Source organism: Chitinophagales bacterium (assembly GCA_019694975.1).
In the GTDB taxonomy this organism is placed as follows: domain Bacteria; phylum Bacteroidota; class Bacteroidia; order Chitinophagales; family UBA10324; genus JACCZZ01.
The window spans coordinates 705,234-730,808 of sequence record JAIBAY010000002.1; the positions used below are offsets into that span (position 1 = coordinate 705,234).

18 protein-coding genes are annotated in these 25,575 nt (G+C 46.4%); 11 read left to right on the forward strand and 7 right to left on the reverse strand.

Features of this window, described 5'->3' with window-relative positions; all coding sequences use genetic code 11:
* Position 1: 1 nt before the first annotated feature.
* The 4 genes from K1X61_06030 to tyrS all read right to left on the reverse strand — a co-directional run bounded on the left by K1X61_06030 (position 2) and on the right by tyrS (position 4,937).
* On the reverse strand, positions 2-1,666 hold the full coding sequence (locus tag K1X61_06030; protein MBX7108190.1) for an NAD(P)H-dependent oxidoreductase subunit E: 1,665 nt from the start codon (positions 1,664-1,666) through the stop codon (positions 2-4).
* A gap of 177 nt (positions 1,667-1,843) precedes the next feature.
* Entirely contained in the window at positions 1,844-2,512 is a 669-nt protein-coding gene (locus K1X61_06035; GenBank protein ID MBX7108191.1) for a histidine phosphatase family protein, read from the reverse strand.
* Positions 2,513-2,804: 292 nt separating this feature from the next.
* Positions 2,805-3,401, reverse strand: a complete 597-nt coding sequence (locus tag K1X61_06040) for a CoA pyrophosphatase (protein MBX7108192.1) — start codon at positions 3,399-3,401, stop codon at positions 2,805-2,807.
* Positions 3,402-3,665: 264 nt separating this feature from the next.
* On the reverse strand, positions 3,666-4,937 hold the full coding sequence (tyrS, locus tag K1X61_06045; GenBank protein MBX7108193.1) for a tyrosine--tRNA ligase: 1,272 nt from the start codon (positions 4,935-4,937) through the stop codon (positions 3,666-3,668).
* Between the two features lie 267 nt (positions 4,938-5,204).
* Here tyrS and K1X61_06050 point away from each other — a divergent pair, with 267 nt between their 5' ends.
* From K1X61_06050 to K1X61_06085, 8 genes are all read left to right on the forward strand, one after another.
* Entirely contained in the window at positions 5,205-6,290 is a 1,086-nt protein-coding gene (locus K1X61_06050) for a PorV/PorQ family protein (GenBank protein MBX7108194.1), read from the forward strand.
* Positions 6,291-11,294: a hypothetical protein gene (locus K1X61_06055; protein MBX7108195.1), complete on the forward strand. Its 5,004-nt coding sequence runs from the start codon at positions 6,291-6,293 to the stop codon at positions 11,292-11,294.
* Positions 11,295-11,456: 162 nt separating this feature from the next.
* Positions 11,457-12,794 (forward strand): OmpA family protein, encoded by a 1,338-nt coding sequence (locus K1X61_06060; GenBank protein MBX7108196.1) that lies wholly within the window; start codon positions 11,457-11,459, stop codon positions 12,792-12,794.
* A 255-nt stretch (positions 12,795-13,049) separates the two neighbouring features.
* A complete protein-coding gene (hscA, locus tag K1X61_06065) occupies positions 13,050-14,906 on the forward strand; it encodes a Fe-S protein assembly chaperone HscA (GenBank protein MBX7108197.1) in 1,857 nt (618 codons plus the stop codon).
* Between the two features lie 297 nt (positions 14,907-15,203).
* Positions 15,204-15,476: a LapA family protein gene (locus K1X61_06070; GenBank protein MBX7108198.1), complete on the forward strand. Its 273-nt coding sequence runs from the start codon at positions 15,204-15,206 to the stop codon at positions 15,474-15,476.
* A 68-nt stretch (positions 15,477-15,544) separates the two neighbouring features.
* Positions 15,545-16,834, forward strand: a complete 1,290-nt coding sequence (locus K1X61_06075; GenBank protein MBX7108199.1) for a glycosyltransferase family 4 protein — start codon at positions 15,545-15,547, stop codon at positions 16,832-16,834.
* A gap of 31 nt (positions 16,835-16,865) precedes the next feature.
* Positions 16,866-18,347, forward strand: a complete 1,482-nt coding sequence (locus K1X61_06080; protein MBX7108200.1) for a glycoside hydrolase family 57 protein — start codon at positions 16,866-16,868, stop codon at positions 18,345-18,347.
* Between the two features lie 217 nt (positions 18,348-18,564).
* Positions 18,565-19,311 carry a DUF4405 domain-containing protein gene (locus tag K1X61_06085; protein MBX7108201.1) on the forward strand — a complete coding sequence of 249 codons (747 nt, stop codon included), beginning with the start codon at positions 18,565-18,567 and terminating at the stop codon, positions 19,309-19,311.
* Between the two features lie 73 nt (positions 19,312-19,384).
* On the opposite strand, the gene K1X61_06090 is transcribed toward K1X61_06085, so the two are convergent.
* The 3 genes from K1X61_06090 to K1X61_06100 all read right to left on the reverse strand — a co-directional run bounded on the left by K1X61_06090 (position 19,385) and on the right by K1X61_06100 (position 22,448).
* Positions 19,385-20,485: an ABC transporter permease gene (locus tag K1X61_06090; protein MBX7108202.1), complete on the reverse strand. Its 1,101-nt coding sequence runs from the start codon at positions 20,483-20,485 to the stop codon at positions 19,385-19,387.
* Between the two features lie 113 nt (positions 20,486-20,598).
* The gene (locus K1X61_06095) at positions 20,599-21,369 is read right to left on the reverse strand and encodes an ABC transporter ATP-binding protein (GenBank protein ID MBX7108203.1); all 771 of its coding nucleotides are present in this window, start codon (positions 21,367-21,369) and stop codon (positions 20,599-20,601) included.
* Positions 21,370-21,569: 200 nt separating this feature from the next.
* Entirely contained in the window at positions 21,570-22,448 is an 879-nt protein-coding gene (locus tag K1X61_06100) for a universal stress protein (protein MBX7108204.1), read from the reverse strand.
* Between the two features lie 55 nt (positions 22,449-22,503).
* Here K1X61_06100 and K1X61_06105 point away from each other — a divergent pair, with 55 nt between their 5' ends.
* The 3 genes from K1X61_06105 to K1X61_06115 all read left to right on the forward strand — a co-directional run bounded on the left by K1X61_06105 (position 22,504) and on the right by K1X61_06115 (position 25,490).
* Positions 22,504-23,379: a nucleoside phosphorylase gene (locus K1X61_06105; protein ID MBX7108205.1), complete on the forward strand. Its 876-nt coding sequence runs from the start codon at positions 22,504-22,506 to the stop codon at positions 23,377-23,379.
* 272 nt (positions 23,380-23,651) lie between these two features.
* Positions 23,652-24,728, forward strand: a complete 1,077-nt coding sequence (serC, locus tag K1X61_06110; GenBank protein MBX7108206.1) for a 3-phosphoserine/phosphohydroxythreonine transaminase — start codon at positions 23,652-23,654, stop codon at positions 24,726-24,728.
* Positions 24,729-24,815: 87 nt separating this feature from the next.
* The gene (locus K1X61_06115; protein MBX7108207.1) at positions 24,816-25,490 is read left to right on the forward strand and encodes a Crp/Fnr family transcriptional regulator; all 675 of its coding nucleotides are present in this window, start codon (positions 24,816-24,818) and stop codon (positions 25,488-25,490) included.
* Positions 25,491-25,575 lie beyond the last annotated feature (85 nt).

Consider the following 25,575-nt stretch of genomic DNA (forward strand, 5'->3'; position numbering starts at 1 on the left):
TTTATGAATTTTGAAAGTAAGGAGACAATTCTTCTTCAAAATATTGCAGCGCATTACGCATAGCGAGTGGTAAACCGCCGCCAAGGGCACACAACGATCCAATTTCCATGGTGTTGAGCAAATCGCCGAACAACAACGGGTCAATTTTGTAATCTTCCGACTGTGCTTTCTGCAGCAATTCATAACCGCGTGTAGCGCCCAGCCGGCAGGGAAAACATTTGCCACAGCTTTCATGGGCAGTAAACTGAAAGAGATGCTCCAGGTATTGAATCAGCGGAAATGATTGTGGAATGCATACCACCGAAGCATGTCCGAGCAGAAATCCATTTTGTGCAAATGATTCGAAGTCGATAGTGAGGCTGTCAATTTTCCCGACAGGCACCAATCCTCCCAGCGGACCACCGATATGCAATGCCTTTACATCTGTTTTGAATCCCTTACCAAAATCATCCACCACATAACGAAGCGGTGTACCCATCTCCACCTCACAGATGCCCGGACGGTTGAAGAATCCATCGAGCGAAATCAGCTTGGTGCCTGTTGATTTACCTTTGCCAACAGCGGCGAAAACCTTGCCGCCCTTCTCCAGTATAAAAGGGATGCATGCCAGCGTTTCTACATTATTGACCACCGTTGGTTTGTTAAACAAACCGTGTTGAACCGGATAGGGCGGCCTTACGCGCACTTCGGGGCGCTGGCCTTCTATGCTCGACAGCAGCGCAGTTTCTTCACCGCAGATATAAGCTCCCTGTGCAGCAATAATTTTAAATTCGAAATTGAAACCTGTATCAAGAATATTCTTACCGCAATAACCTGCTGCAACCAAATCATTAACTGCCTGCTGCGTGATGCGGATGGCTTCCGGATATTCACCGCGGATGTAGATCACACCAACAGTAGCGCCGGCAATAAATCCGGCTGCTATCATTCCGTACAACAGTGCATGCGGTTGTTGTTCCAGCAAGTAGCGGTCGCTGTAGGCTCCGGGATCACCTTCATCAGCATTGCAAACGATAAATTTCTGATTGCTCACCTCCTTCCGGCAGGCGTCCAGTTTATATGCAATCGGGAATCCGGCGCCGCCTCTTCCGCGCAGCCCTGATATTTTCAACTCTTCCAGCAATACTTCCGGTGCGCTGCGCAGTGCCGTGCTGAGTGATTCATAATATTTTTCCAGGCCGGGAAATTCACCTGTAAGCACCTGAACACCATGACCGGCAACATGATAATGATCGTTCACCGATAACGGAGCATCCGTTACTGCGACGCTCCGGAAATCCGTCTCCACTGCTTTGCCTGAAAAACTCATGCCGCCAAAATGAAAGGCGCTGTTTTCATGACATCTGCCCAGGCAACACATCTCACCGATTTCCCCTTCGCTGAAATAATGGCTGAGTTTTTTCCTTAGCTCATCCTGTGTGCCGGCTGTAAGGCAAGCGCTGCCATTGCAGACATAAACTTTTTTGTTACTGTTTTCCGGCCTCAGGAAATCGTAGAAAGAAACGGCACCATAAACATTCGCTGTGCCCATGACAAACTCTTCCGCCAGCGTTGCAATGGCTTCAGCTGAAGGGGTACCTTTACCTTTGGCTGCCAGCCCGATTTCTTCAAACAGGTTTTTATTCCAACCTTTTCTTCCCGATAGTTCACTGAGATTTTTTGACATGGCTAAGGAGGCTGAATGCGCGATTTACAAATGTAACGTAATTTGATGTTTCTTTTCGCAGGCAGAACAGCCTGAGGCCATATGCATCCCGAAGTCCGGAACATCTGCACCACGCAATACTATCGCCGGCATTTAGCTAGCCGGGCATTTGAAGTCTTATCCATTCATTTAAATGTTTCAGATCCTGCCAGGATATTGATATGGATGATGCGGAGTGTGATATCTTAAAGGCGTAGTGAGTTCATATTTGCCATTCTCCCGTTTTTCCATCACAAAATATTCGCAGTTATGTGGATTGGCGACGGTCTCAAATTTTTCTACGGTCCAGCGATACCAACGCATCAGGAATACCCGAATGGTCATTCCATGGGTAACAATAACAACGTTGGGAGGAAAAGTCGCCTTTTCAAAATCACGGAACAATGTGTCAAAGAATCCGCTGACACGGTCATAAACATCAGCACAAGACTCACCATCGGCAATCCGGTAATAAAATGTTCCGAAAGCATCTCGTTCATCATCGAGCATCCTTTTTTTATCCGCCGTGCGGAGATGTCCCCATTCCTGTTCCCTGATACGTGGCTCTTCCCTGATTAATATGCTGTTGCCGTCAAAGCTGTGCAAGATACCTTCACAGGTCATGCGGGTTCGCCAGTGAGGAGAAACATAAAACATGACCGGCTCTTTGCCGATGATGGATGAAAGTTTTCTGCCTGCTTCTACAGATTGACTCACACCTTTCTCACTGAGCTCAAGTGCATAGTCGGGACGCTCAGCATAAATCGTGCGGTCCACATTGCCTCTTGATTCGCCATGCCTGATCAGTACAATTCTATGTGGTTTCATGAATGGTATGTTTTTATTTTTTTTGCAAATGGCTATAGGTATTCTTTTTCCTACATGTTGGAAAAGATATAAGCGAGGGAAGTTATAGGTTTTTCAGTTTTATTAAGAGGTTGCCACTCACAATGCCCTTGCAGCAGCATAACTGCACCTTAAAAATATTGAGCAAACTCAATTGACAACAACAGGATAGATTCTGGTATTGCCATACAAGTTTCACTTGCGGAGCAGACAAATAATACGGTCTCCAGTGCTATTCAATAATCCGGATGAGTTATACCCTGTAAGCTTCCCTTCAAACATCTCCAATAATACTTTCCAGCTCACTTAGTATCATGGCGGTGGCTCCCCATACTTTATGTCCGTTTATATTATAGTATGGTGCATTGATTTTAGCATTGTGCTGGCCATTAAATGTTGCGTTGCTTTTTATGGAAGGATTCATTATAAGGCGTATATCTGTTTCGATAATTGCCTTGACTTCCACCTCATTTTTTTGCACCGGTTGTTTCTCCTGCACAAATCCGACAAATGGTTTCACCAGGTTATTACTCACGGGAATATACAAGCTTGTGAGTGCACCAATCACTTCAATCTTGTTACGGTCAATGCCAATTTCCTCATTGGCTTCACGCAGGGCAGTATTTTGCAGGTCAATATCTCCATCCTCGAACCTTCCGCCGGGAAAGCTGACCTGTCCGCTGTGCGCACCCTGCTCTTCAGGCCGGAGCATTAACCAGGTACAGATGTTTTCCCTGTCGGGAAAAAAACAAATAAGGACTGCACTCAGCCTTGGATCCGGATGTTTTGCTGCATAAAATTCCTTCATCGTAATGCGCCGTTCAGGCGCCATCTTAAACTGTGCAGCTTCGCCTGGAAGCGGTTGCTGCAAACGTTGTCTTAGTTTTTCTATGAAAGCATGATAATGCATGAATGATGCATAAAAAAAATTAAGGATAATGACTATGATATCAACTGTACCCTGGCGGACATTGCTGATCAGGATCTTCGTACAGTTTATACCATGCGGCAATCAAATGAATGAAGGAATACTTTCTTTATCCCACTTGAAGTATGAAAGCATCCTAACCACCCGCCCTGTTCTTCAGTAAAGTTCCACCAATGATGCTTAAAGAACATCACCATCGCTTGCCGGCTATTCGGCAATCACGAGGAAATAATTTTTCTTGCCCTTTTGCAATAAGAGGTAACGCTGATTGATCAGGTCGGCAGATTTAATCATATCATCTGCACCGGCGATTCTTTTGTTTACGGCAACGCCTTTACCCTGTATCATGCGGCGGGCTTCTCCCCTGGAAGGAAAAAACTGCGTCTCATCCACTAGCAGTCGCATCACCTCCAATCCATTTTCAAAAAGCGACTTGCTGATTTTTTTAGTGGGCACTCCTTCAAATATTTCTTCAAAGTCGCGGTCGGTGAGTTGCTGTAATGCATCGCCTGCCAATTGTCCAAACAGGATGGCTGAAGCACGGACAGCCTTCTCGTAATCATCCGCTGAATGCACCCTGATGGTGATGTCTTTAGCCAATGCCTGCTGCAACAGGCGCAGGTGCGGTCCGGCTGCATGGCTGGCTTCGATCGATTCAATTTCAGCCACATTCATCAGCGTAAAAATCCGCAGGTACCTGCCAGCGTCTTCATCAGACACGTTCAGCCAGAACTGGTAGAATTTATAAGGTGAAGTAAGTGAAGGATCCAGAAACACATTTCCCTTTTCAGACTTGCCGAATTTCTTTCCATCACTTTGCGTGATGAGCGGACTCGTTACTGCAAACACTTCATTACCCGACTTCCTTCTCGACAATTCGATGCCTGCTGTAATATTACCCCACTGGTCAGAGCCGCCCATCTGTAAGGTACAGCCACGGTGCAGGTTGAGCCAGTAATAATCGTAACCCTGCAAAAGCTGATAAGTAAACTCAGTGTATGAAATGCCGGTCTCCAGCCGGCTCTTCACCGAATCTTTCGCCATCATATAATTCACCGTAAGGTGTTTACCGACATCACGGAGGAAGTCAAGCACCGTCATCTGTTTGTACCATTCATAGTTGTTCTCTATCACGGCAGCATAGTTGCCGGTAAAGTCGAGAAACCTGCCAAGCTGCAGCCTGATCTTTTCTTCATTGGCTCTGATGGCATCTTCCGACAATAATTTCCTTTCTTCTGATTTTCCGGAAGGATCACCTATCATGCCGGTGGCGCCACCAACGAGCGCAATCGGCCGGTGGCCTGCCCGCTGAAAATGTGTAAGCAACATGATCTGCACCAGATTACCAATGCCCAGCGATGGTGCGGATGGGTCAAAGCCAATGTAACCAGTTCGTGATCCGCTGTTCAGGTGTTCTTCTGTTCCGGGAGTAGCGTCAAAATACAAACCACGCCACTTGAGTTCATCCATAAAATTCATGCGTACTGTTTTGCGGTAAAAATAGGGAATGAGAACCAGCAAATGATCACGCAGCCGGCCTGAAAACAAAAGGCAGCTGTAAGTGTCTTATGCAACTCTACAATTGCTGCCTCCCTTTTCTTCAACATCAATTACAACATACCATGCATGATGCTTTATCAGGAGAGTATGATATTTGAACCGCGTGTTTCGTTCAGAATAAAAAATTTACTTTTACAATACCGATACTGGGGAGTCGTTTACCGGGGGCAACTATCAAACCAAAACATGAGAAAAACACTGTCTACTGTTGCGATACTGTTATGCACCTGCTCGGGTGCTTTTTCACAATTTTACAAGTACAGCAATGAGTTTCTCAGCATTGGCATCGGTGCCCGCGGGCTGGCCATGTCAGGCGCACAGGTTGCCTCCGTCAGCGATGTCACAGCAGGTTACTGGAATCCGGCAGGCCTGGCGCTGATTGACAAAAAATTTGATCTCGGCCTCATGCATGCCGAATACTTCGCCGGCATTGCAAAATTTGATTACGCCGGCATTGCACTTCCGATGCAGGAAAAAAACAGGATGCTTGCTTTTTCAATTATCCGGTTTGGTGTTGACGATATTCCCAACACACTTTTCCTTATTGAGCCGGACGGCAGTGTCAACTATGATAATGTAACCACCTTTTCAGTAGCTGATTATGCAGGGCTGATTTCCTATGCACAAAAATTACCTGTGGAAGGATTACGCATTGGCGGCAACCTGAAGATTATACACCGAACTGTTGGCTCCTTTGCTTCGTCTTGGGGTGTGGGGCTGGATGCAGGCCTTCAATATGACAAAAACAAATGGCAGTTTGGACTGATGGCAAAAGACATAACTACAACATTTAATGCATGGTCTTTTAATTTTACCGAAGAAGAACAAGCTGTATTTGCTTCCACACAGAATGTGATTCCGGAAAATTCGGTGGAGCTCACGGCGCCCAAAATAATACTGGGTGCAGCCCGTAAGTTTCAATGCGGCAAGAACATCACGCTTTTGCCAGAGCTGGATCTGGATATCACCACCGACGGAAAGAGAAATGTGCTGATCAGCGCTGCACCTTTCAGTATTGATCCGCATGCAGGTATTGAAGCCGCTTACAAAGAATTGATTTACCTGCGCGGGGGCATCGGTAACATTCAGAAGATCACCAACATTGACGGTACAAAAAACATGACAGCACAGCCGAACATCGGTGTAGGGCTGGTGATCAAGAGTATCAGTATTGATTATGCACTTACCAACCTTGGCAGCCTCTCATCTTCGTTGTACTCCAATGTGTTTTCTGTAAGGATTGCCATCAATAACAAACCGGGAAAGCCGTAGATGCGAAGAATTTTACTGACGGTATTCTTCTTTCTGATTGTTCGGGAAAGTTATTCCCAGGTTTACGGGAATGAATGGATTGACTACAATAAAACCTATTATAAATTTCTGATCATTGATGACGGTTTCTACAGGATTACCACTCCTGTTTTAGCTGCCGCCGGCATTCCACTCAATACCATCAATGGCAACCAGTTTCAGTTGTTTAACAAGGGTGTTGAAGTGCCGGTTTATACAAGCACCGACGGGTTGTTTGGCAGTGCCGATTACATAGAGTTTTATGCAACCCGCAATGATGGTGTGCTTGATTCCTGTCTTTATGCCGACAAGAACTGGCATCCGAATAACCACCTCAGCTTGTTCAATGATACGGCAACTTATTTCCTTACCTGGGGCAATGTGGCAAGCAGCAATCATTTTATGACGATCCCCAACAATACCACTAGTCATCCGCCAAAAGAACCATATTGCTGGTTCACAACATCCGGTGTTTACGGGCAGGCCAGAAACGGGCCTAACAACCTCAGCCGCGGCCCCATGGTATTGGCCGGGCAAACATTCTTCGACTCTGACTTCAGCAACACCGAGGGTTATACAGGCGATTACTTTAACAAGGCATCGAAAGATTATGTATTGAATACACCTTATCCTTTTACCGAGGGCCCCACAGGCTCCCTGCAATCATGGGCTACCAGCTGGGGATATACAGAACACCGCTTTACCATAGCTGTAAACGGCATTTCCATATATGATACTTCCGATTATGGATTCAGGGTTCGCCACTTTAATCTTTCGCTTCCAGGCAGTGATCAGCTTACCCATCCTACTACCACGGTTACCTTTTCCACTGCACTCACCACTTCCACCACCACCGACTGGGGATCAGTGGCCTGGCTGGATTTCAGCTACCCGCGGCTTTTCAATTTTGATTTTCAGACACAGGTTGCCTTCAAACTCCCTGCATCCGCCGGTGATCAATACATAGAAATAGGCAACTTCAACTCACTCGGCACTACACCGGTGCTCTATGATTTCACCAATAAATTAAGGCTTGCAGCAGTGGCACAGAATGATACGCAGAAGTTCCTGTTACCGCCGTCCGCTAATGAGCGCCGGCTTCGGCTGCTGGCGTATGATCCATTGGCGGTCATAAAAACGGTTGATACCTTGCATGCACTTCAATTCACCAACTTTTTTGACAGCGCCAACCAGGGCGATTTCATCATCATTTCTCACCCGTTCTTTTTCCAGGACAGTACCGGGCATAATTATGTGGAAGACTACCGGAATTTCAAAAATGCAACGGGTTATACAGCCATTGTAGTTAACATCCGCGAATTGTATGATCAGTTTGCCTGGGGTATTCATGAACACCCTGCTTCTATTCGTAAGTTTACCGATTTCATACAGGCAAAATGGCCGGCTGCTGACCGGAATATGCTGCTCATCGGTAAAGCCATTGAATATGTAAGTTTCTGGGAAGTTCCGGCTAACAGGCCATTCTGCCATGTGCCCACCATGGGTATTCCCGGATCCGATGAGTTACTCACCGCGCATGGCTATTCGCCGGTTCCGCGCATCCCTGTAGGGAGACTTGCCTGCCTTACACCGGAGGAGATTGGCCTCTACCTTGATAAAGCACAACTGTTTGTGAGTGCACAGGCTAACAGTTTTCAGACTGTAGCCAACAAAGGCTGGATGAAAAATGTGATGCATCTCGCCGGCGGTTCCAGTGCAACAGACCAGGCGGTTTTCCAGTCCTATCTCAACAAATACAAATCCATCATTACCGATACGCTCTTTGGCGGCAATGTGTATTCATTTTTTAAGACGAGTACGGATCCAATAGAATTCATCGTATCCAGTTATCTTGATTCGATTATCTCCAATGGCGTTTCGCTGATCACTTTTTACGGCCACTCTTCCTACAACTCATTTGATTTCAATCTCGACCGTCCGGAGGAATACAACAACTACGGGAAGTATCCCGTGATACTTACTAATGGCTGTCTTATCGGCAACCTTTTTACGCCGGTACATGGCATCAGCGATGATTTCGTTTTTGCAAAAGACAGAGGCGCCATTGCTTTTCTGGCACCTTCACAATTTGCCATCTCCACCTCTTTAGATTTTTACAGTACTAATTTCTACAAGAACCTTTCTGCCGAACATTACAATACCTCGCTGGGAAACCTTATCGCTAAAACGCTGGATGACATCTATACACAGTCAGGATCTGAAATTGATAAAGTGATTGCCGAGCAAATATTGTTAAACGGCGATCCCTCACTAAAAATCAATACCCATCCCAAACCGGACTATGCACTGGAATCACAGTTCGTGAGTTTTGATCCGCCGGCTGTTTCCGCGGGTCTCGATTCGTTCTACTTGCAGGTGGTATTATACAATATCGGAAAAGCGACTGCCGATTCCATTTACATTGATGTGAAAAGAACCTTGCCCAATGGCATGGAGGAATTTCTGTACCATTATCGGATTAAAGCACCTTATTTTAAAGATACAATCCGGCTTTCCGTAAAAACAGAACCGGAGTTCGCTTTCGGGCTGAACCAGTTCAATATCAAAGTGGATGCAGGCGACAGTATTTCTGCACAGGGAGAAGTGGATGAGTTATCGGAACTGAACAATGAAATCACCAGTGAACTCTTTATCAATTCTGATGACATTTTGCCTGTATTTCCTTACGATTATGCAATCGTCAGCAGCCAGGGTGTTACGCTGAAAGCATCTACGGTGGACGCCTTTGCAGCAGAAAAACAATACGTCTTACAGATCGATACAACCCAAAAATTCAACAGCCCGGTTTTTCAGGAGAAAAAAATCAGTCACCGCGGTGGTGTTGTAAACTGGAAGCCCGATTTGTTAATGCAGGACAGCACGGTCTATTACTGGCGTACGAGTATTGATACGCTCTACAACAACCAGTTTGTCTGGCACAATGCATCATTCATCTACCTGGCAGGGTCATCACCCGGATGGAATCAATCACATTTTTTCCAGCTCAAATCGGTGATTCAGCCAAATGGCAATATTGAATTACCTGACAACCGCACTTTCAAATTCAGCGATGATATCAAAACCATCAGCGTGTATGATGCTTTCACGTCGTATATCGGCGGGCCGGTGCCGCTGGATGATCCTGGCTATTTTATCAATGGCGTGAGAATGTCGAGGGTGTGGGACTGCATGGGCTACGGCGCTACCATGCTTTTTGAAGTCATTGATTCATCCAATGGTTTGCAATGGAGCAATCCGAATACCGGTGGAGCAACAGGACTCTACAACAGTATCCAGTGCAAGCCGACGCCCCGTTATAATTTTTTCTACAACACCACTTACACCAATGAATCGGTTGGCAAATTCCTGGATACGGTTCCTGATGGTGATTACCTGCTGATGATGTCGGTCAATGATCCCGGCATTCGCAACTGGGACAGTGTAATGATGGGCTATTTCACCGGCTTAAATCTCTCTCAGCTTACCACAGTTGACGCTGCCGTACCCTATGTTGCATTTCTTAAAAAGAATGATCCTTCCTATCCGGTTTATGAAGTAATCGGCGACACCTTTAATTCCATCATCGATACCAGCTTTGCCATCCAGGGAAACTGGGACCAGGGATTTATTGAATCGCCGCTCATCGGCCCTGCTGCTTCCTGGAGCTCGCTCCACTGGAAAACACATTCACTGGAAGCCGGTTCAGACAGCACTATCTTACAGCTGATTGGCGTAAGCAATGATGGCTTCGAAACAATCTTAGCCAATCGTATAACTGCAAGCGATACGCTGCTTTCCGGCATCGATGTGCTCCAATATCCCTACCTGAAGTTATTCCTTTATTCAACGGATACCACCAGCCGCACGCCTGTTCAGCTCGACTACTGGCGGATCAATTATCAGCCAGTACCGGAAGCTGCCCTAAACCCATCACTTTATTTTACCATGGCTGACTCCGTACACCAGTTTCTTCCCTTACATATGGAAGTGGCTGTGGAGAATGTGACACCCTGGAAGATGGACAGCATGCTGATGAACTATGAGATTACCGATGCCATCAACAGCACACATAAATATCTTAAGCGTTATGCTCCGCTGAATGGCAATGACACGATCCATGTGGCATTTGATTTCACTACAGGAAGCGATGAATACGCAGGCTATAATTACCTTTTTGTGGAAGCCAACCCATTGAATGATCAGCCCGAGCAATATCACTTCAACAATATCGGCATCACCGCATTCACCGTCACCACCGACAATGTGAATCCGTTGCTCGACGTCACTTTCGATGGCATCCATATACTTGATGGTGACCTTGTATCCGCCAGGCCGGAGATTGATATGATGCTGAAGGATGAAAGCAAGTTTCTTGCATTGAATGACACCTCGCTGTTTGATATCTACCTGCTTTATCCGGATGGCAGCAAACACAATGTGGTGTTCGATAATGTGACCGCATTCTTCTATCCTGCCGATTCCACGCATCTTTCGAAGGATAATTCAGCGCACGTGACCCTGAAGAAGTATTTCAATCAGGACGGCGCCTATGAACTGGTTGTGCAGGGCTATGACAGGAGCGGTAATGCTTCCGGCGACAATTCCTACCGTATCTCCTTCAAGGTGATCAACAAACCAATGATCTCCAATGTCATGAATTACCCGAATCCATTCACCACTTCCACGAGGTTTGTTTTTACACTTACGGGGTCGGAGGTACCGCAGTTTATGAAAATTGAAATAATGACGATCAGCGGCCGGGTGATCAAAGAAATATTTATGCAGGAACTCGGCACCGTGCACATCGGTAATAATATCACCGACTATAGCTGGGATGGCACTGATCAGTTTGGCGATAAACTGGCGAACGGACTCTATTTTTATCGGGTGAGCGCCATGCTGAATGGCCGCGACATTGACCATTATGACACCTCTGCCGATCAGTATTTCAAAAATGGTATTGGTAAGATGTACCTGATGCGCTGACTGCATAATCTTTCCAGCGCAGTCAAAAAATGCAACATCCGGGTAATATTTTTTTAACCAACCCGCATCAATTATCATATTTTACTATCTTCATATTCAACGGGAACGGCAGTTTTGAAGGCCGCATCATCAATCTATGGTTCATCCATCAATCACACTTCCATGAAAAAAGCAATTTACTTCACCGCCACAATTGCGCTATTGATCATCATGAATGCATCCGGACAAGTTAAAAGCATCACATCCGATACACAATGGGAACTGCAGCAGGCGGTATTGAAAAACACACCGGAAGCGGCCTGTATCATTCGCATGGGCGATGTAGATAATTTGGGATTCGGATGGCCGGATGATTTTGATCCATTTTGTGGCAGAATGACAGCAGCGCACAGCTGGCCATGGGAAAGCAATAAGGATGATCTGCCCGGCTTTGACAGGATCCTCCTGTCATCCAAATTCGATCCCTCAAAAATTCATGACTGCGATGGTGATGGATACAGTGAAAGTTATGATCCATCAAAAACAAAGCCTGTGGCCTGGAATATAGCTACCGATGCCCTGAAGGGTATGACCATTCAGAACATCTACCTGCAGCTATTCATTGATGACTTCCAGGCACCCTCTTTCTGTTCCAGATTTCAGCTCCTGATTAACGGGAAGCGTTTTGTGGAAGGAGAAAAAGTACTCAATGCCATTGATCAGACCGGCCCTGTAGGCAAACTGATCTCCATTCCACTCACAGAAGAATTTTACCCGCTGCTCACGGGCGGCAGCAATGTCTCCATCATGATAGATGAATCCACCGGTGCCGCCGACGGATTTGCGGTCGACTTCATCCGTTTACTTGCCAACCGCAAGCGGGAAAACAGTTGCAAAGGCACAGTGCGCGGTGTGGTACTCGATAAAGAAACGGAACAGCCCGTGGCGGGAGCACATGTATTCTCGATGGAAGGTATGTCTGCTGAAACTGATGCGCAGGGAAAATTTGAGTTGCGAAATATCCCGACCGGCTTTGAAGTATTATCAGCTAGGGCCGCCGGTTACGAGGATGGTACGGGCACCGCCGATATTGGTGAAGGTGATGAAAACCAGGATGTATTTATTTTACTCACCAAAGGCAAATCAGCCGCCTTTGGCAACAGGCAGATCAAGGTAGGTGAATCCATCACGCTGGATAACATACTGTTTGATCAGGGCAAGGCAGACATCAGACCGGAATCGAGGCAAACGCTCGATAATGTGGCTGACTTTTTAAAGGCAAATCCCACTGCAGAAATCGAACTTTCTGGGCATACTTCTTCTGAAGGTGATGCGGCTTACAACCGTTCTTTATCTTATAAAAGAGTCAATGCCTGCAAACATTATATCACCGCAAAAGGAATCGCTGAAGACCGCATCTATGCAGTAGGCTATGGACCTGACCACCCTGTTGCGGCCAACGATACAGAAGCAAACAGGGCAAAAAACAGGCGCGTGGAGATGCGGTTAAAAAAGCTATGACCGGTCTTCGGCTTATATGGCAGTGATGCAATTGTATATCCTGCTCCCAGGCGGTTTTCCATCTATTGACGTCATAACCGGATGACAGCATTCTATACATGTTTGACAGGCACAAGCCTACATACCGTATCACTGTAAATAAAATCCGGCAAGACTGAAAGCTGCCGCCAAGAAAGTTGTTTATCATACTTCATACTTCATAACTTATCTTCGCCGCCCGGCAGTGGCTTCGCTAAAAAGCCTTTCTTCCAGACCATGGCAAAGATTTCCATCAACATAAAAGAAGCAACCATTGAAAAGCGAGAGCTGATTGCCGGCATTGATCTCGGCACTACGAATTCACTCATCGCTTTCGTAAACCCGTCAACAGGCAAGGCAGAAACGATAAAAGATGACGGCATCAATGCTTTAGTTCCATCCATCGTGCATTTTGCATCGCCGGAAGAACCGGTAGTAGGCGTTGCAGCAAAACCATACCTTGTTTCCGATCCGCAAAACACCATCTATTCGGTCAAACGGCTCATGGGTAAGTCATACGGCGATGTACGCGATTTTGAAGGTTATTTCGGATACAGGATTATTGATGAAGACAAAGAACAACTGGTAAAGATACGGGTGGGTAATATTTTCTACTCGCCAATAGAATTATCATCCTTCATATTGAGAGCGCTTAAGGAAAGGGCGGAACAGGTGATGCAGATGGGTGTAAAAAAAGCGGTGATCACCGTGCCGGCTTATTTCAACGATTCACAGCGGCAGGCCACACGCGATGCCGGCAAACTGGCCGGGCTGGAGGTGCTGCGGATCATCAATGAACCTACTGCGGCCTCGCTTGCGTATGGCATCGGGCTGGATCCGCAGGAAGAAAAGACGATTGCAGTATATGATCTTGGTGGCGGCACATTTGACATTTCCATTTTGAAAATACACCAGGGAATATTTGAGGTATTGTCGACACATGGCGACACTTTCCTGGGCGGTGATGATTTTGATCGTGCAATCGTCGATTACTGGCTGCAGCATAATCAGCTTGATCAGGGCACGCTCCATACCGATAAATCACTCAGTCAGTCCCTGCGCCTGCAGGCGGAAGCAGCCAAGATCCATCTCAGCGATCATGCAGATTATGAAGGGATGCATGGTCAGCTGCACTGCAACATCAGCCGTGCTGAATTTGAAAAGTTAACCGCTCCGCTTGTCCGTCGTACCATCAGCGCTGTCAGCCATGCATTGAAAGATGCCAAACTTGATGCTTCCGCAATTGATACGATCGTGATGGTGGGCGGTGCTACGCGTATACCATTGGTGAAGCAAACGGTGGCTGCATTTTTCGGCAAGCCCGTGCATGACTCACTCAATCCCGATGAAGTGGTAGCGTTGGGCGCAGCCATGCAGGCAGATGTATTGGCCGGCAATCAAAAGGATATCCTCTTACTCGATGTCACGCCGCTTTCACTGGGTATTGAAACAATCGGTGACCTTATGGATGTCATCATACCACGCAATTCGAAAATCCCGACAAGCGCTGCCAGGCAATACACTACTTCTGTGGATGGCCAGAAAAATCTGAAGATCGCCGTTTACCAGGGAGAACGCGATGTTGTTAAAGACAACCGTAAACTTGCTGAATTTATACTTACCGGTATTCCTGCCATGCCGGCCGGCTTTCCGAAAATAGAAATCAGCTTCCTTCTCAATGCCGATGGCATCTTAAAGGTTAAAGCCAAAGAATTGCGGAGCGGCCTTGAACAAAGCATTGATATAAAACCGCAATACGGTTTAACCGATGCCGAAGTGGAAAGGATGCTGCTCGACTCCATCACGCACGCCAGGGATGACATGCGCGTACGAAGTCTGCTGGAGGCACAGACAGAAGCACAACAAGTATTGCAGGCCGCTGAAAAATTCCTGCAGACCAATGCAGCCCTGCTGACTGATGAGGAAGCAAAAGGTATGCGCGTGCATATGCAGGCATTGCAGATATCGTTGCAAGGGAAAGACAAGGACGTCATTCATGTGAAGATGGACGAACTGAATGCATATTCGCAACCCTTTGCCCACCGAGTAATGGACAAAGCCATAGCGGAAGCGATGAAAGGAAAGAAAGTATAGCTGCAATCCTGCAGCATGCTAAGGATATAATTCTGCCTGTGGTTTCCTGTCTGTTAGATAACTATTCTTCTCAGAAACTTCTTTCAATAAATTGGAACAACGATTTGTTCGCAATAAAAAAATTGCAGCGATCTTTTTCCTAACGGTGATGATATGCTCTTAATTTCTTACAGGCTGAGCGGTAATCGCAGCCTTTGTTCATCATTGAAACTGCCGTATGGCCTGCACACCGTTACATCGGATTATTGAAGTCGATTTTCTTCCTAACTTTCGACTTTAAAAGTAACTCAACTATCCATGAACCGGATTTATATCATCACCATCATCCTGCTGGTGGTTGCACTGATCTTCGCCATACAAAACATCGCTACTGTTTCACTCGGATTCCTATTCTGGCATTTTGAAGGATCCATGTCACTCGTTACGATTCTGATCTTTATCGTTGGATTCGCAGCCGGATGGCTGCTCGAAGCACGTAAGGTGTGGATGAAAAATTCGCAGCTGAATGCGGTACAGAAAAAACTGGATGAGTTGCAGAAAACAATGAATGCGGGGAACACAAGGAGCTAAAGGCACAGCTGCTTACCTTATGCAAAAAAACAGGCTGCCGGAAATCAACCTCGCAAGCAAGATCATTCATGGAATATAACCGGATAAAAGTATTGATGCTGGGATGGGAATTCCCTCCCATACTTACCGGAGGATTGGGGCCAGCCTGTTACGGACTGGCGAAAGCGCTTGCTCCTTTTACTGATCTTAAAATCATTCTTCCGAAGAGCGACCTGCACTTCAAAATGAAACGGGTCAATATCATCGGGCTCAATCACTTTCATTTTGATGAAGCAACCGACGAAATGGTCCTCGATGACTTCCGCCGGTTCCTTTCTGAGGAATGGATTGATGAAGCTCAACCTCAGCACGCAGAGCTCCGCATTCCATATGCTGACAACGAAGTGCCGGGTACGGAAACGCATGACTTGTTCAACCAGCAGGATTCATATGGTCCCGACATCATGCGTAAAGTGAAAGCTTACGTTGGGATGGTGCAGCAGCTAAGCGGGAAAATCGACTTCGATGTGATCCATGCACATGACTGGGTCACCTTTCCGGCCGCTGTTGAGCTGAAAAAGAATAGCGGCAAACCATTGTTAGTGCATATACACTCTCTGGAAACAGACCGTGCACATTCAGATGCCCGCAATCCTGTGTATCATATCGAACACCAGGGCATGCTGAAGGCCGACCGAGTTTTACCGGTGAGCGCCTACACCAAATCCACAATCATCAGCCATTACGGTATTTCCGCTGAGAAAATTTTCCCTGTTTACAATGCCATTGAAAATACCGACATCTACCGAGCAGAAAGGAAAGACAACGAAAAAAAGATTCTCTTCCTTGGCCGTATTACGCGGCAAAAAGGGCCGGAGTTCCTGCTCGAAACGATGATTAAACTATGCAGCAAGGCGGGCGATGTTAAGTTTATCATTGCCGGCAATGGCGATCAGGCGGAATGGCTGCGGGATAAAGTTGCAGCTGCCGGATTGCAGGAACAGGTGGAATTTACCGGCTTCATCAAGCGCGACAAGATTACGGCATTACTGGCGGAGGCTGATGCTTACTTCATGCCATCGGTTTCCGAACCCTTTGGGTTATCCGCACTGGAAGCAGCACAGTTTAATGTACCCTGTGTGATATCAAAGCAATCCGGTGTCAGTGAAGTGCTGCATAATGTGCTGAAAGCCGATTGCTGGGACACCGATAAGTTTGCGAATTACCTGTATGCCGTTTGCCACTACAACGGTTTGCGTGAAACCATGGTGCAGCTCACGGCAAATGATGTGAAGAATATCAGCTGGGACAACGCTGCACGCGAAGTCTTAAAATCGTACAAACACCTGGTGGAAGAAAAAAAAGAAGAAACTGCATAATACTGCGCGACTGAAATGTATTAAATGAAACATGTTGAAAGCAAAGAAGATAATCGTAGAGCCTGATTTCAAAAACCCGGGAAGTGAAACAGAAAAAGTGTTTGATGCCGTTACCGGCTTCACCGTACCGGTCTTCCCGCTTCATGAAAGCCTGGCAGGTTTGCAGATTGATCCTGTTGCTGAAGCAGCGCAGCAACCTGTTTCAGTGGTCAGCGCTGAGACAGCTAATCCTACGCCCGATGATAAACCAATAACTGAACCGGCTAAAACCACTCCTGCATCTGCTGCAAAAAAGCAGGGTACCTTACCGGGCACTTCGGTTTGTTTTTATTTCCAGGTGCATCAGCCATTCAGACTACGCAACTATCACTACGATGAGATCGGACAGGATCATTATTATGAAAACCATGACCTGAACGTTGAAATACTGAATAAGGTAGCCGATAAGTGCTACCTGCCTACGAATGCAAAAATCCTGGAACTGTTGCTGCGCCACAAAGGAAAGTTTAAAGTGGCTTATTCCATTTCCGGTGTTGCCCTCGAACAATTTGAATTGCACCGCCCTGATGTCATCCTCTCCTTCCAGGCGCTTGCGGCATCCGGTTATGTGGAGATACTTGACGAAACCTATTATCACTCGCTCAGTTTTTTATACTCAAAGGAGGAATTTGACAGGCAGGTAAAACTGCACCGTGAAAAGATTAAAACACTCTTTAACCTCGAACCCGCCATCTTCCGCAACACCGAACTGATCTTTAACAACGATCTCGCAAAGCATGTGGCTGCCATGGGTTATAAAGGAATGTTGTGTGAAGGAACGGACCGGTATCTCCGCACGCGCACACCCAACCAGGTGTATACATCGCCGGGTATCGATAACTTTTCATTGTTGCTGAAGAATTACCGGCTCAGTGATGATATTGCCTTCCGGTTCAGCAATCATCAATGGGAAAACTGGCCGCTTACCGCTGACAAGTTTTCCCAATGGCTGCACGATCATGCCGGCAATGCTGAAACCATCAACCTGTTTATGGATTATGAGACATTCGGTGAGCATCAATGGAAAGAGACCGGCATTTTCAATTTTCTCGACAATCTGCCCGAGATGATTCTCGATCACCCTGATTTCTATTTCCGCTCACCTTCCGAAGTGCTTGCCGCCCATCCTGTTCGTGATGTGTACGATGTACCGGAATTCACCAGCTGGGCTGATGAAGAAAGAGACCTTTCCGCATGGAATGAAAATGCATTACAGCGTGAAGCCCTCGCGAAAATCTATGCGCTGGAAGAAGCCGTTAAAGCTACCGGCAATGATGACTTGTTAAAAGTGTGGGGCAAGTTGCAGACATCGGATCACTTTTATTACATGAGCACCAAGTTCTGGGCTGATGGTGATGTACATAAATATTTTTCTCCTTTTGCATCACCTTATGATGCCGGAATCTATTTCATGAATGTGATCAGTGATCTCGGGAAGACCATTGCGGAATACAAGATGCCTGCGACTTCATAAAACAGAAATTGTTAAAGCAATCTTTGATTACGACAGATTGCGGCACTCGCTTCATCCACATTTACTCCAGCCTGCATTTTATGGCGGCATCTTCCGGTTTCCATCGCCGGTATCGTTTTCTTTTCATTGACCGGATGATGAAGAATGTGTTTTGATAATGCAACGTTAACAGCCTAATTTTACACTGCCGGCCAATCCAATATTCCGGCAGCAGGGTATGAGCAGGACTATTGTAAATCTTCTCCTCGATCTTTCGGCAGGCCTTCTCTTTCTTGCTATGATACTCACCGGTTTTATTATCAGGTTTCCATTACCGCCGGGCACTAATAAATCAAGAATGCTTTGGGGCCTTGCCCGTCATGAATATGGTGTCATACATTACTGGTTCAGCTTAGGCTTCCTCGTAGTGCTGCTGTTGCATCTCCTGCTGCACTGGCAATGGCTGACCAGTGTGATCGGGAAGAGAGTATTTGGTATGGCCACCGGCAGGAAAGCATCCATCCGTGCAGGCCTGCTTACCATCATTGCGATTGTATCGGGCTTCACTGTTTTTGCTATTACAGCTTACCGCTCCGTTACTGACACTTCCGGCAATGTGATCTGTAATACAGCAATTCCATCCGGTAATCAGCCGGAAGCAGTATCAGCCAATTCGATCAATAATTTACCCAAGACTGATTTCTGGAAAGAAGTGTATCCTGTTCTCGAGATGAATTGCATCAGCTGTCATGGTCCGAGGAAACAACTCGGAGGTTTCAGAGCCGATAACCGTGATGATTTTTTTGGAAAGAATGGCAAGGAAGCTTTCATTGTTCCGGGTAAGAGCAGCGAAAGCAAGCTGATTGAAATTATTTCAGGGCGGCGGCCAACAATGAAATCCGCTGATGCACATATATTGCCTGCAGAAGATATCAGGACAATTACAAAATGGATTGATGAAGGCGCCGACTGGCCGCAGGATTAATATTCCGTCATGATGGCTGTGTTGCCCGATCCGTTGAAGCTGAAGCATGGCAACCAATCTGCGAACCGAAACACTATTCCCACCTGAAAACCTTTACAGCAACAGCATAAACAATGATGCCGCATATTCCCAATGCCATCAGGTCCTTCCACACATCGAATAATCCTGCACCTTCAAATGATACTTTTCGCATCGCATCATTCAGATAAGTGAGTGGTAATATTTTAGGTATAGGTTGCAGCCAGGAAGGAAAGGCATCGGTAGAAAAAAAAGTGCCTGCCAGCAAAAACTGCGGCAAGGTGATGATGTTGGCGATCGGCGGAACAGCGGCTTCATTCTTTGCCAGCCCTGAAACCACAAAGCCAAAGCCCATAAAAATAAAGAGGCCGATAAAAGAGAGAATTAACAGGTTGATGAAGGTGATGAGACCATGAACGAGAGTGAACCCAAAAGCGAAATATCCGAGCACCAGTATTACGGAAGAAGTGAGCAAAGAAAATAATACCCTGCTCAGCCCTTCACCGATGATGATGTAGGGACGTTTGACAGGCGTTGCAAAAAAACGTTTGATTACCAGCGTCTGGCGAAGTCCCAGGAAAGTAAAGGCTGTTCCAAAAACACCGGTGCTCAGCAGCGAGAATCCCAGCATGCCCGGCAAAATAAAATCAATGGATTTATAGGGCCTGCCCGGCTGCCGCTCTTCCCTGATTTCCGCCATCATCGTTTGCGGCTGCATATTGATCATGGTTTTCCTGTCAATCATCGATTGCAGCATATTGATCAGCAACGGTGCATTGCGCGAGGATGCCGATGTCTTGACATGAATAATTACAGGCGCACCGGTACCTGAAGTGTTTGGCTGAATGTTAATCATCCCGTCGATGCGCCCCTTGTTGAGATCCGTTATTAAGTCCTGATCATTCTCGCCGGCAATTAACCTGAACTGCGGATTCTGCTTTATCGCCTTGTAAAGTATGCTGGTGGTGTCGGAAGCCTGTTCTACGCCTACTTCCAGTTTAAAGCCACTATTGCCCACAAAGCCAAACACCAGGATAAAGATGAGCGGAAAGGCAAACGAAAAGATCACCGCCGACGGACTGCGGAAGATGCTGCGAAGGCTGGCCCTCGTGATGGCCAGCATGGCACGTACCTGGCTATAGCTTTGGGGAGGCATCAAGATTTCAAATTGGTTTAACTGGGTTTTATCATCTATCGTTATGCCGGTTACCGGATCAGGACACTTTTCAGCAAAGAGCCTTTTAATCGAAAATCATACAGAATTTTTTCTCATTCATCTCTCCATTCTTTGCCGGTAAGCTTAAGAAAAACATCCTCCAGGTTGGCTGCCTTCACTTCTTTCTTCCGCTCAAATCCTGTGGCAATCAATTCATCAATCAGGTGGTCCGGTGTATTCAAAGCTTTTATGCGGCCGCCGTCAACCAATGCAACGCGCTCGCATAATTGCTCCGCCTCATCCATATAATGCGTGGTGATGACGATGGTGGTTCCCTGGCCGCGCACCTGGCGGATCAGTTCCCACAAATTGCGGCGTGCCTGCGGATCAAGTCCGGTAGTAGGTTCGTCAAGAAAAATAATTTTCGGTTGATTAATCAACGTGGTGGAAATGGAGAAACGCTGCTTCTGTCCGCCGCTCAGTTCTTTATACTTGCTCTTCGCTTTATCTTCCAGGCCCACCAATGCTAACATTGCTTGAGCATCGGTCTGCACATTATACAATCCTGAAAAAAGCTCGAGTAACTCCAGCAGGTTGAGGCTTGGATAATATCCGGCTGCCTGTAACTGTACGCCGATGATCTGCTTTATTTCATTTTGATTTTTATCTATTGACAAGCCATCCACCGTTACCGTGCCGGATGTTTTGGTTCGTAAAGTTTCAATAATTTCGAGGGTCGTGGTTTTTCCGGCGCCGTTCGGGCCCAGCAATCCGAATATTTCTCCTTCCATCACATCAAAACTAATCCCGTCAACAGCACGAAAAGTTCCATAGTCCTTCACGAGGTCTTTAACAGATATTATGACTTTGCTGTTTGAATTCATCTTACTCAATTTCTTGAAAACCGGACTTAAAATCGGAATCCGGTAGTTTATGCAAATCGTACCGGCACATCAGGCAATTAACAAAAACCACAAAGGATGCTGCATTAATACAAACTGCACTCTGAAAGAAACCCCGGGTGCTTTCAGTCTTCTGGCTATTCCGGGGCTTTCTTAAGAAATCATTGGTACCAATATCAACATCAGTCTTTCCTGATATGAATGCTCAGCACCGGTACAGGTGATTCAGCCACCACCGTGCGGGCACTTGAACCGAACAGCATCTCCCCCAATTGCGATTCATAGCCTGTTACAATCATAATCATATCGGCATTCATTTTTTCAGCATGGTGCAGGATAGACAGCGAAGGCGATTGATTACGTATGATATGCGCTGTATAGGCAATACCTTCCTTTAACAGCACTTCTCCAACCTGGTGCACCTTCCTGTCAACAGATTTCGCATCCACCACAAACTCTTCAAAAAATGCGGTGACAGCGAGCAGGTGAATGGTACAACCGAATAATTTCGCCCAGGCAATAGCAAGATTAAGCTTCAATGTTGACTGCGAGGAGCTGTCGATAGGAAGCACAATATTTTTAAAACCATCTTTCGACGGATCATTTCTCAGCGTAATAATCGGGCAGGGTGAATTCTGTATGATTCTGTAGGTGTTGGATCCCAGCATCATCTTTCCGCTGTTGCTGACGCCGGATGCGCCATGTGTTCCCATCACAATCAGCTGCACATCCTCTTCATGGGCAATACGTTCAATTTCCGTATGGATTTTGCCGGAAACTACCCTCGTGCGCACCGGGATTCCGGTCAGCTGCTGGTTCATTGCTTTCAGCTCCTGCAGCTTCTCATCAATGCCCTTTTCCATGATCTGGTTAAAATCAACAGCGGCATTCAGCATTGTATTGTGTGAATAAGACTCGAAGACATGCAGCAACAGGATTTCAGCACCTGCCCTGGCTGCCACCATGGCCGCATAATCGAGTGCATTGATAGAGGTAGAAGAAAAATCAGTGGGAACCAGTATTCTTTTAATCGCAACAGGTGCGTAGTTTTTTTGCTCCATAAATTATTTGGATGAATTACAGTTAGCTTTGCAAAGGTAACAACTGCATGTTAAGATGCCAATCATTCCCGAATCAGAATTAATCCTCAATGCACGCGGGGCCGTTTATCACCTCGATCTTTTACCGGAAGAACTTGCCACAACAGTCATTACAGTGGGTGATCCCGACAGAGTGAAAGAAGTTTCCAAATATTTCGACCACGTGGAAATCAGGCGGCAACACCGCGAATTTGTTACGCATACCGGCTATATCGGCAAGAAAAGAATAACGGTAATTTCTACCGGCATCGGTACCGACAATATAGATATTATACTCACTGAACTGGACGCACTGGTGAATGTGGACCTTTCATCACGCACGGTAAAAGATCAGCTCACCTCAATGGACATCATTCGCATCGGCACCTCCGGCGCCCTGCAACCTGATATTGAGCTCGACAGTTTTGTTGCTTCGGGCTACGCTATTGGCATGGACAACCTGCTTAACTTTTATCAACTGCCTCATCCGCAATCGGAGAAGGATTTATTGCTGGCTTTTCTCGGGCATGTACAGGAAAACCATATTGCCTTTATCCCTTATATCGCCCGCGGCTCATCCTCACTCATCAGTGCATTCAGCCACTTCACACAAAAAGGCATCACTGTTACCTGCCCCGGATTTTACGGTCCGCAGGGAAGACAGGTAAGGGCCGAGCCCGCATTCCCGAAGTTGCTGGATCAGCTATCTTCCTTCGCCTTTGACGGGAACCGGATCACCAACTTTGAAATGGAAACAGCCGGTATATACGGCATGTCACGGCTACTCGGCCATGCTTCGCTTTCACTCAGCGCTATTGTTGCCAACCGTGTACAGCAAAAATTCAGCAGCGATCCGCACAAGGCAGTTGACCGGCTGATACAACTGACCTTGCAGCAAGCGGCTGTCGCATAAGCTGACGCCATTCATTTAATCTTGTCCCGTATTAAGTTCGAAAGCTATCCCGTGGATAAACCGGCGAAAGCAAAGCATGTCTCTTACCAATCCTGCTTCACCGCAACCTTCAACTGCCATTGGAGCTGCGGCGAAACAGATGATATGAATTCTTATAAAGCTAACCCATATTGCACCTGGTAATTGTATCCACATATAATCCATTGGAGCTTTGCTATACAAAATGTAGGTGTAAAATTCTTTAGCTTTGCGCTTCTTAAAAATCAAACAGCATGAAGAAGTATAACTTCTATTCCGGTCCGGCCATTTTGCCACCAACCGTTTTCGAGCAGGCATCCAAAGCCGTATTGGAACTCAATGATATCGGATTATCGCTCATTGAAATCTCGCACCGCAGCAAGGAGTTTACCGCTGTAGTGGACGAAGCACAGCAACTTGTACGCGAACTCACCGGATTGGGTGAGGAATATAAAATACTGTTTTTACAGGGCGGTGCCACAATGCAGTTTTGCACTATTCCTTATAACATGCTCGATTCAAATGAAACGGCAGCATATATGGAGATCGGCTCCTGGTCTAAGAAGGCGATAAAAGAAGCAAAGCTCTTCGGCAATGTGAATGTGGTGGCTTCATCCGCTGACAAAAATTATTCATACATACCAAAGCAGTACAGCATTCCAGCTGACTCAAAATATTTTCACATCACCACCAATGAAACGATACATGGCAGTCAGCTGAAAGACATTCCCGCCTCACCGGTATCGTTGATTGCAGACATGAGTTCCGATATTTTTTCACGGGTGCTGGATTGGAAAAAATTTGATATGATATATGCCGGTGCGCAAAAAAATCTCGGCACTTCCGGCGCAACACTGGTGATCATGAAGGAAAGCCTGCTGGGGAAAGTGCAGCGTGCCATTCCAACGATGCTGGATTACCGTTCGCATATCAAAGACAATTCACTCCACAACACACCCAGTACTTTCGCAATTTATGTCTGCATGCTCACGCTTCGCTGGCTGAAGGAACAAGGCGGCATTACCGCGATGGAAAAACGTAACCGCGCGAAAGCTGCGTTACTGTATGCGGAAATTGACCGCAATGCTTTGTTTGAAGGAAATGTAGCCGTCGAAGACCGTTCACTGATGAATGTGACCTGGATCATGCAGGATAAATCGCTGGAAGAGGCCTTCGGAGAATTTGCGAAAAACAATGGTTGCATCGGCATCAAGGGCCACCGTTCCGTGGGCGGCTTCAGGGCTTCCATTTATAATGCCATGCCGGAGGAAGGTGTTGCAAAACTCATCAGTGTGATGCAGGAATTCGAATCAACCCACATGAAGAAATAGTCCACCTTACAGGATCAACTTTTCAATTGCTCAGTATAAATGCGTCCACATCCAACCTGTATCAATTGCAGTTCAGCTGCATGTTTTGTGAATCGGTTTGTTGGCAAAGAAAACAAAGAGCAGCTGGCGCTTCATAAAACCGTACAGCATTTTAAGCCCGGCGCTGTTGTATTTAAAGAAGGTGACCCCGTAACAGGTATTTATTTTATTTTCAGCGGAAAGGTAAAGGTCTTCAATACAGGTCCAGACAACCGTTCACAAATCGTCAGACTGGCCGACAGCGGAAATATCCTCGGCCACCGCGGACTGGGTTTGCCGCAGCTTTATCCGATCAGTGCTGCCACACTCGAAGATTCCACCATCTGCTTTATCAAGATGAATGATTTTCTGGCGGCACTGGAAAAGAGCCCTGCCTTTGCCATCAACCTGCTGATGTTTTATGCTGCTGAGCTAAGGCGGACCGAATACAAACTGCGCTCACTTTCTCAGATGACAGTACGGCAGAAATTAGCCGATGCCGTGCTCACGGTACGCGAAATTTATGGCACTCAGATACGGAACAGGAAAAAAGTGCTTGCAGCAAAACTTTCCCGGCAGGATTATGCCGATATCATCGGTGCATCAATTGAAGAAGTGATTCGTACTTTTTCACAGTTTAAGAAAGAAGGCATCCTTCATTCCGAAGGAAAATACATCGCCATACAAAAAGAAAAAGAACTGACTAAACTACTGAAAGGGTTCAGGGATATTCACCTTCCTTAACCTTTTGTTCACACGGCGTTGGTATGTTTTCATGCTAAAACATAATCCATATACTATTTTCGTTGCCGGAGAAAAAAAATTATTA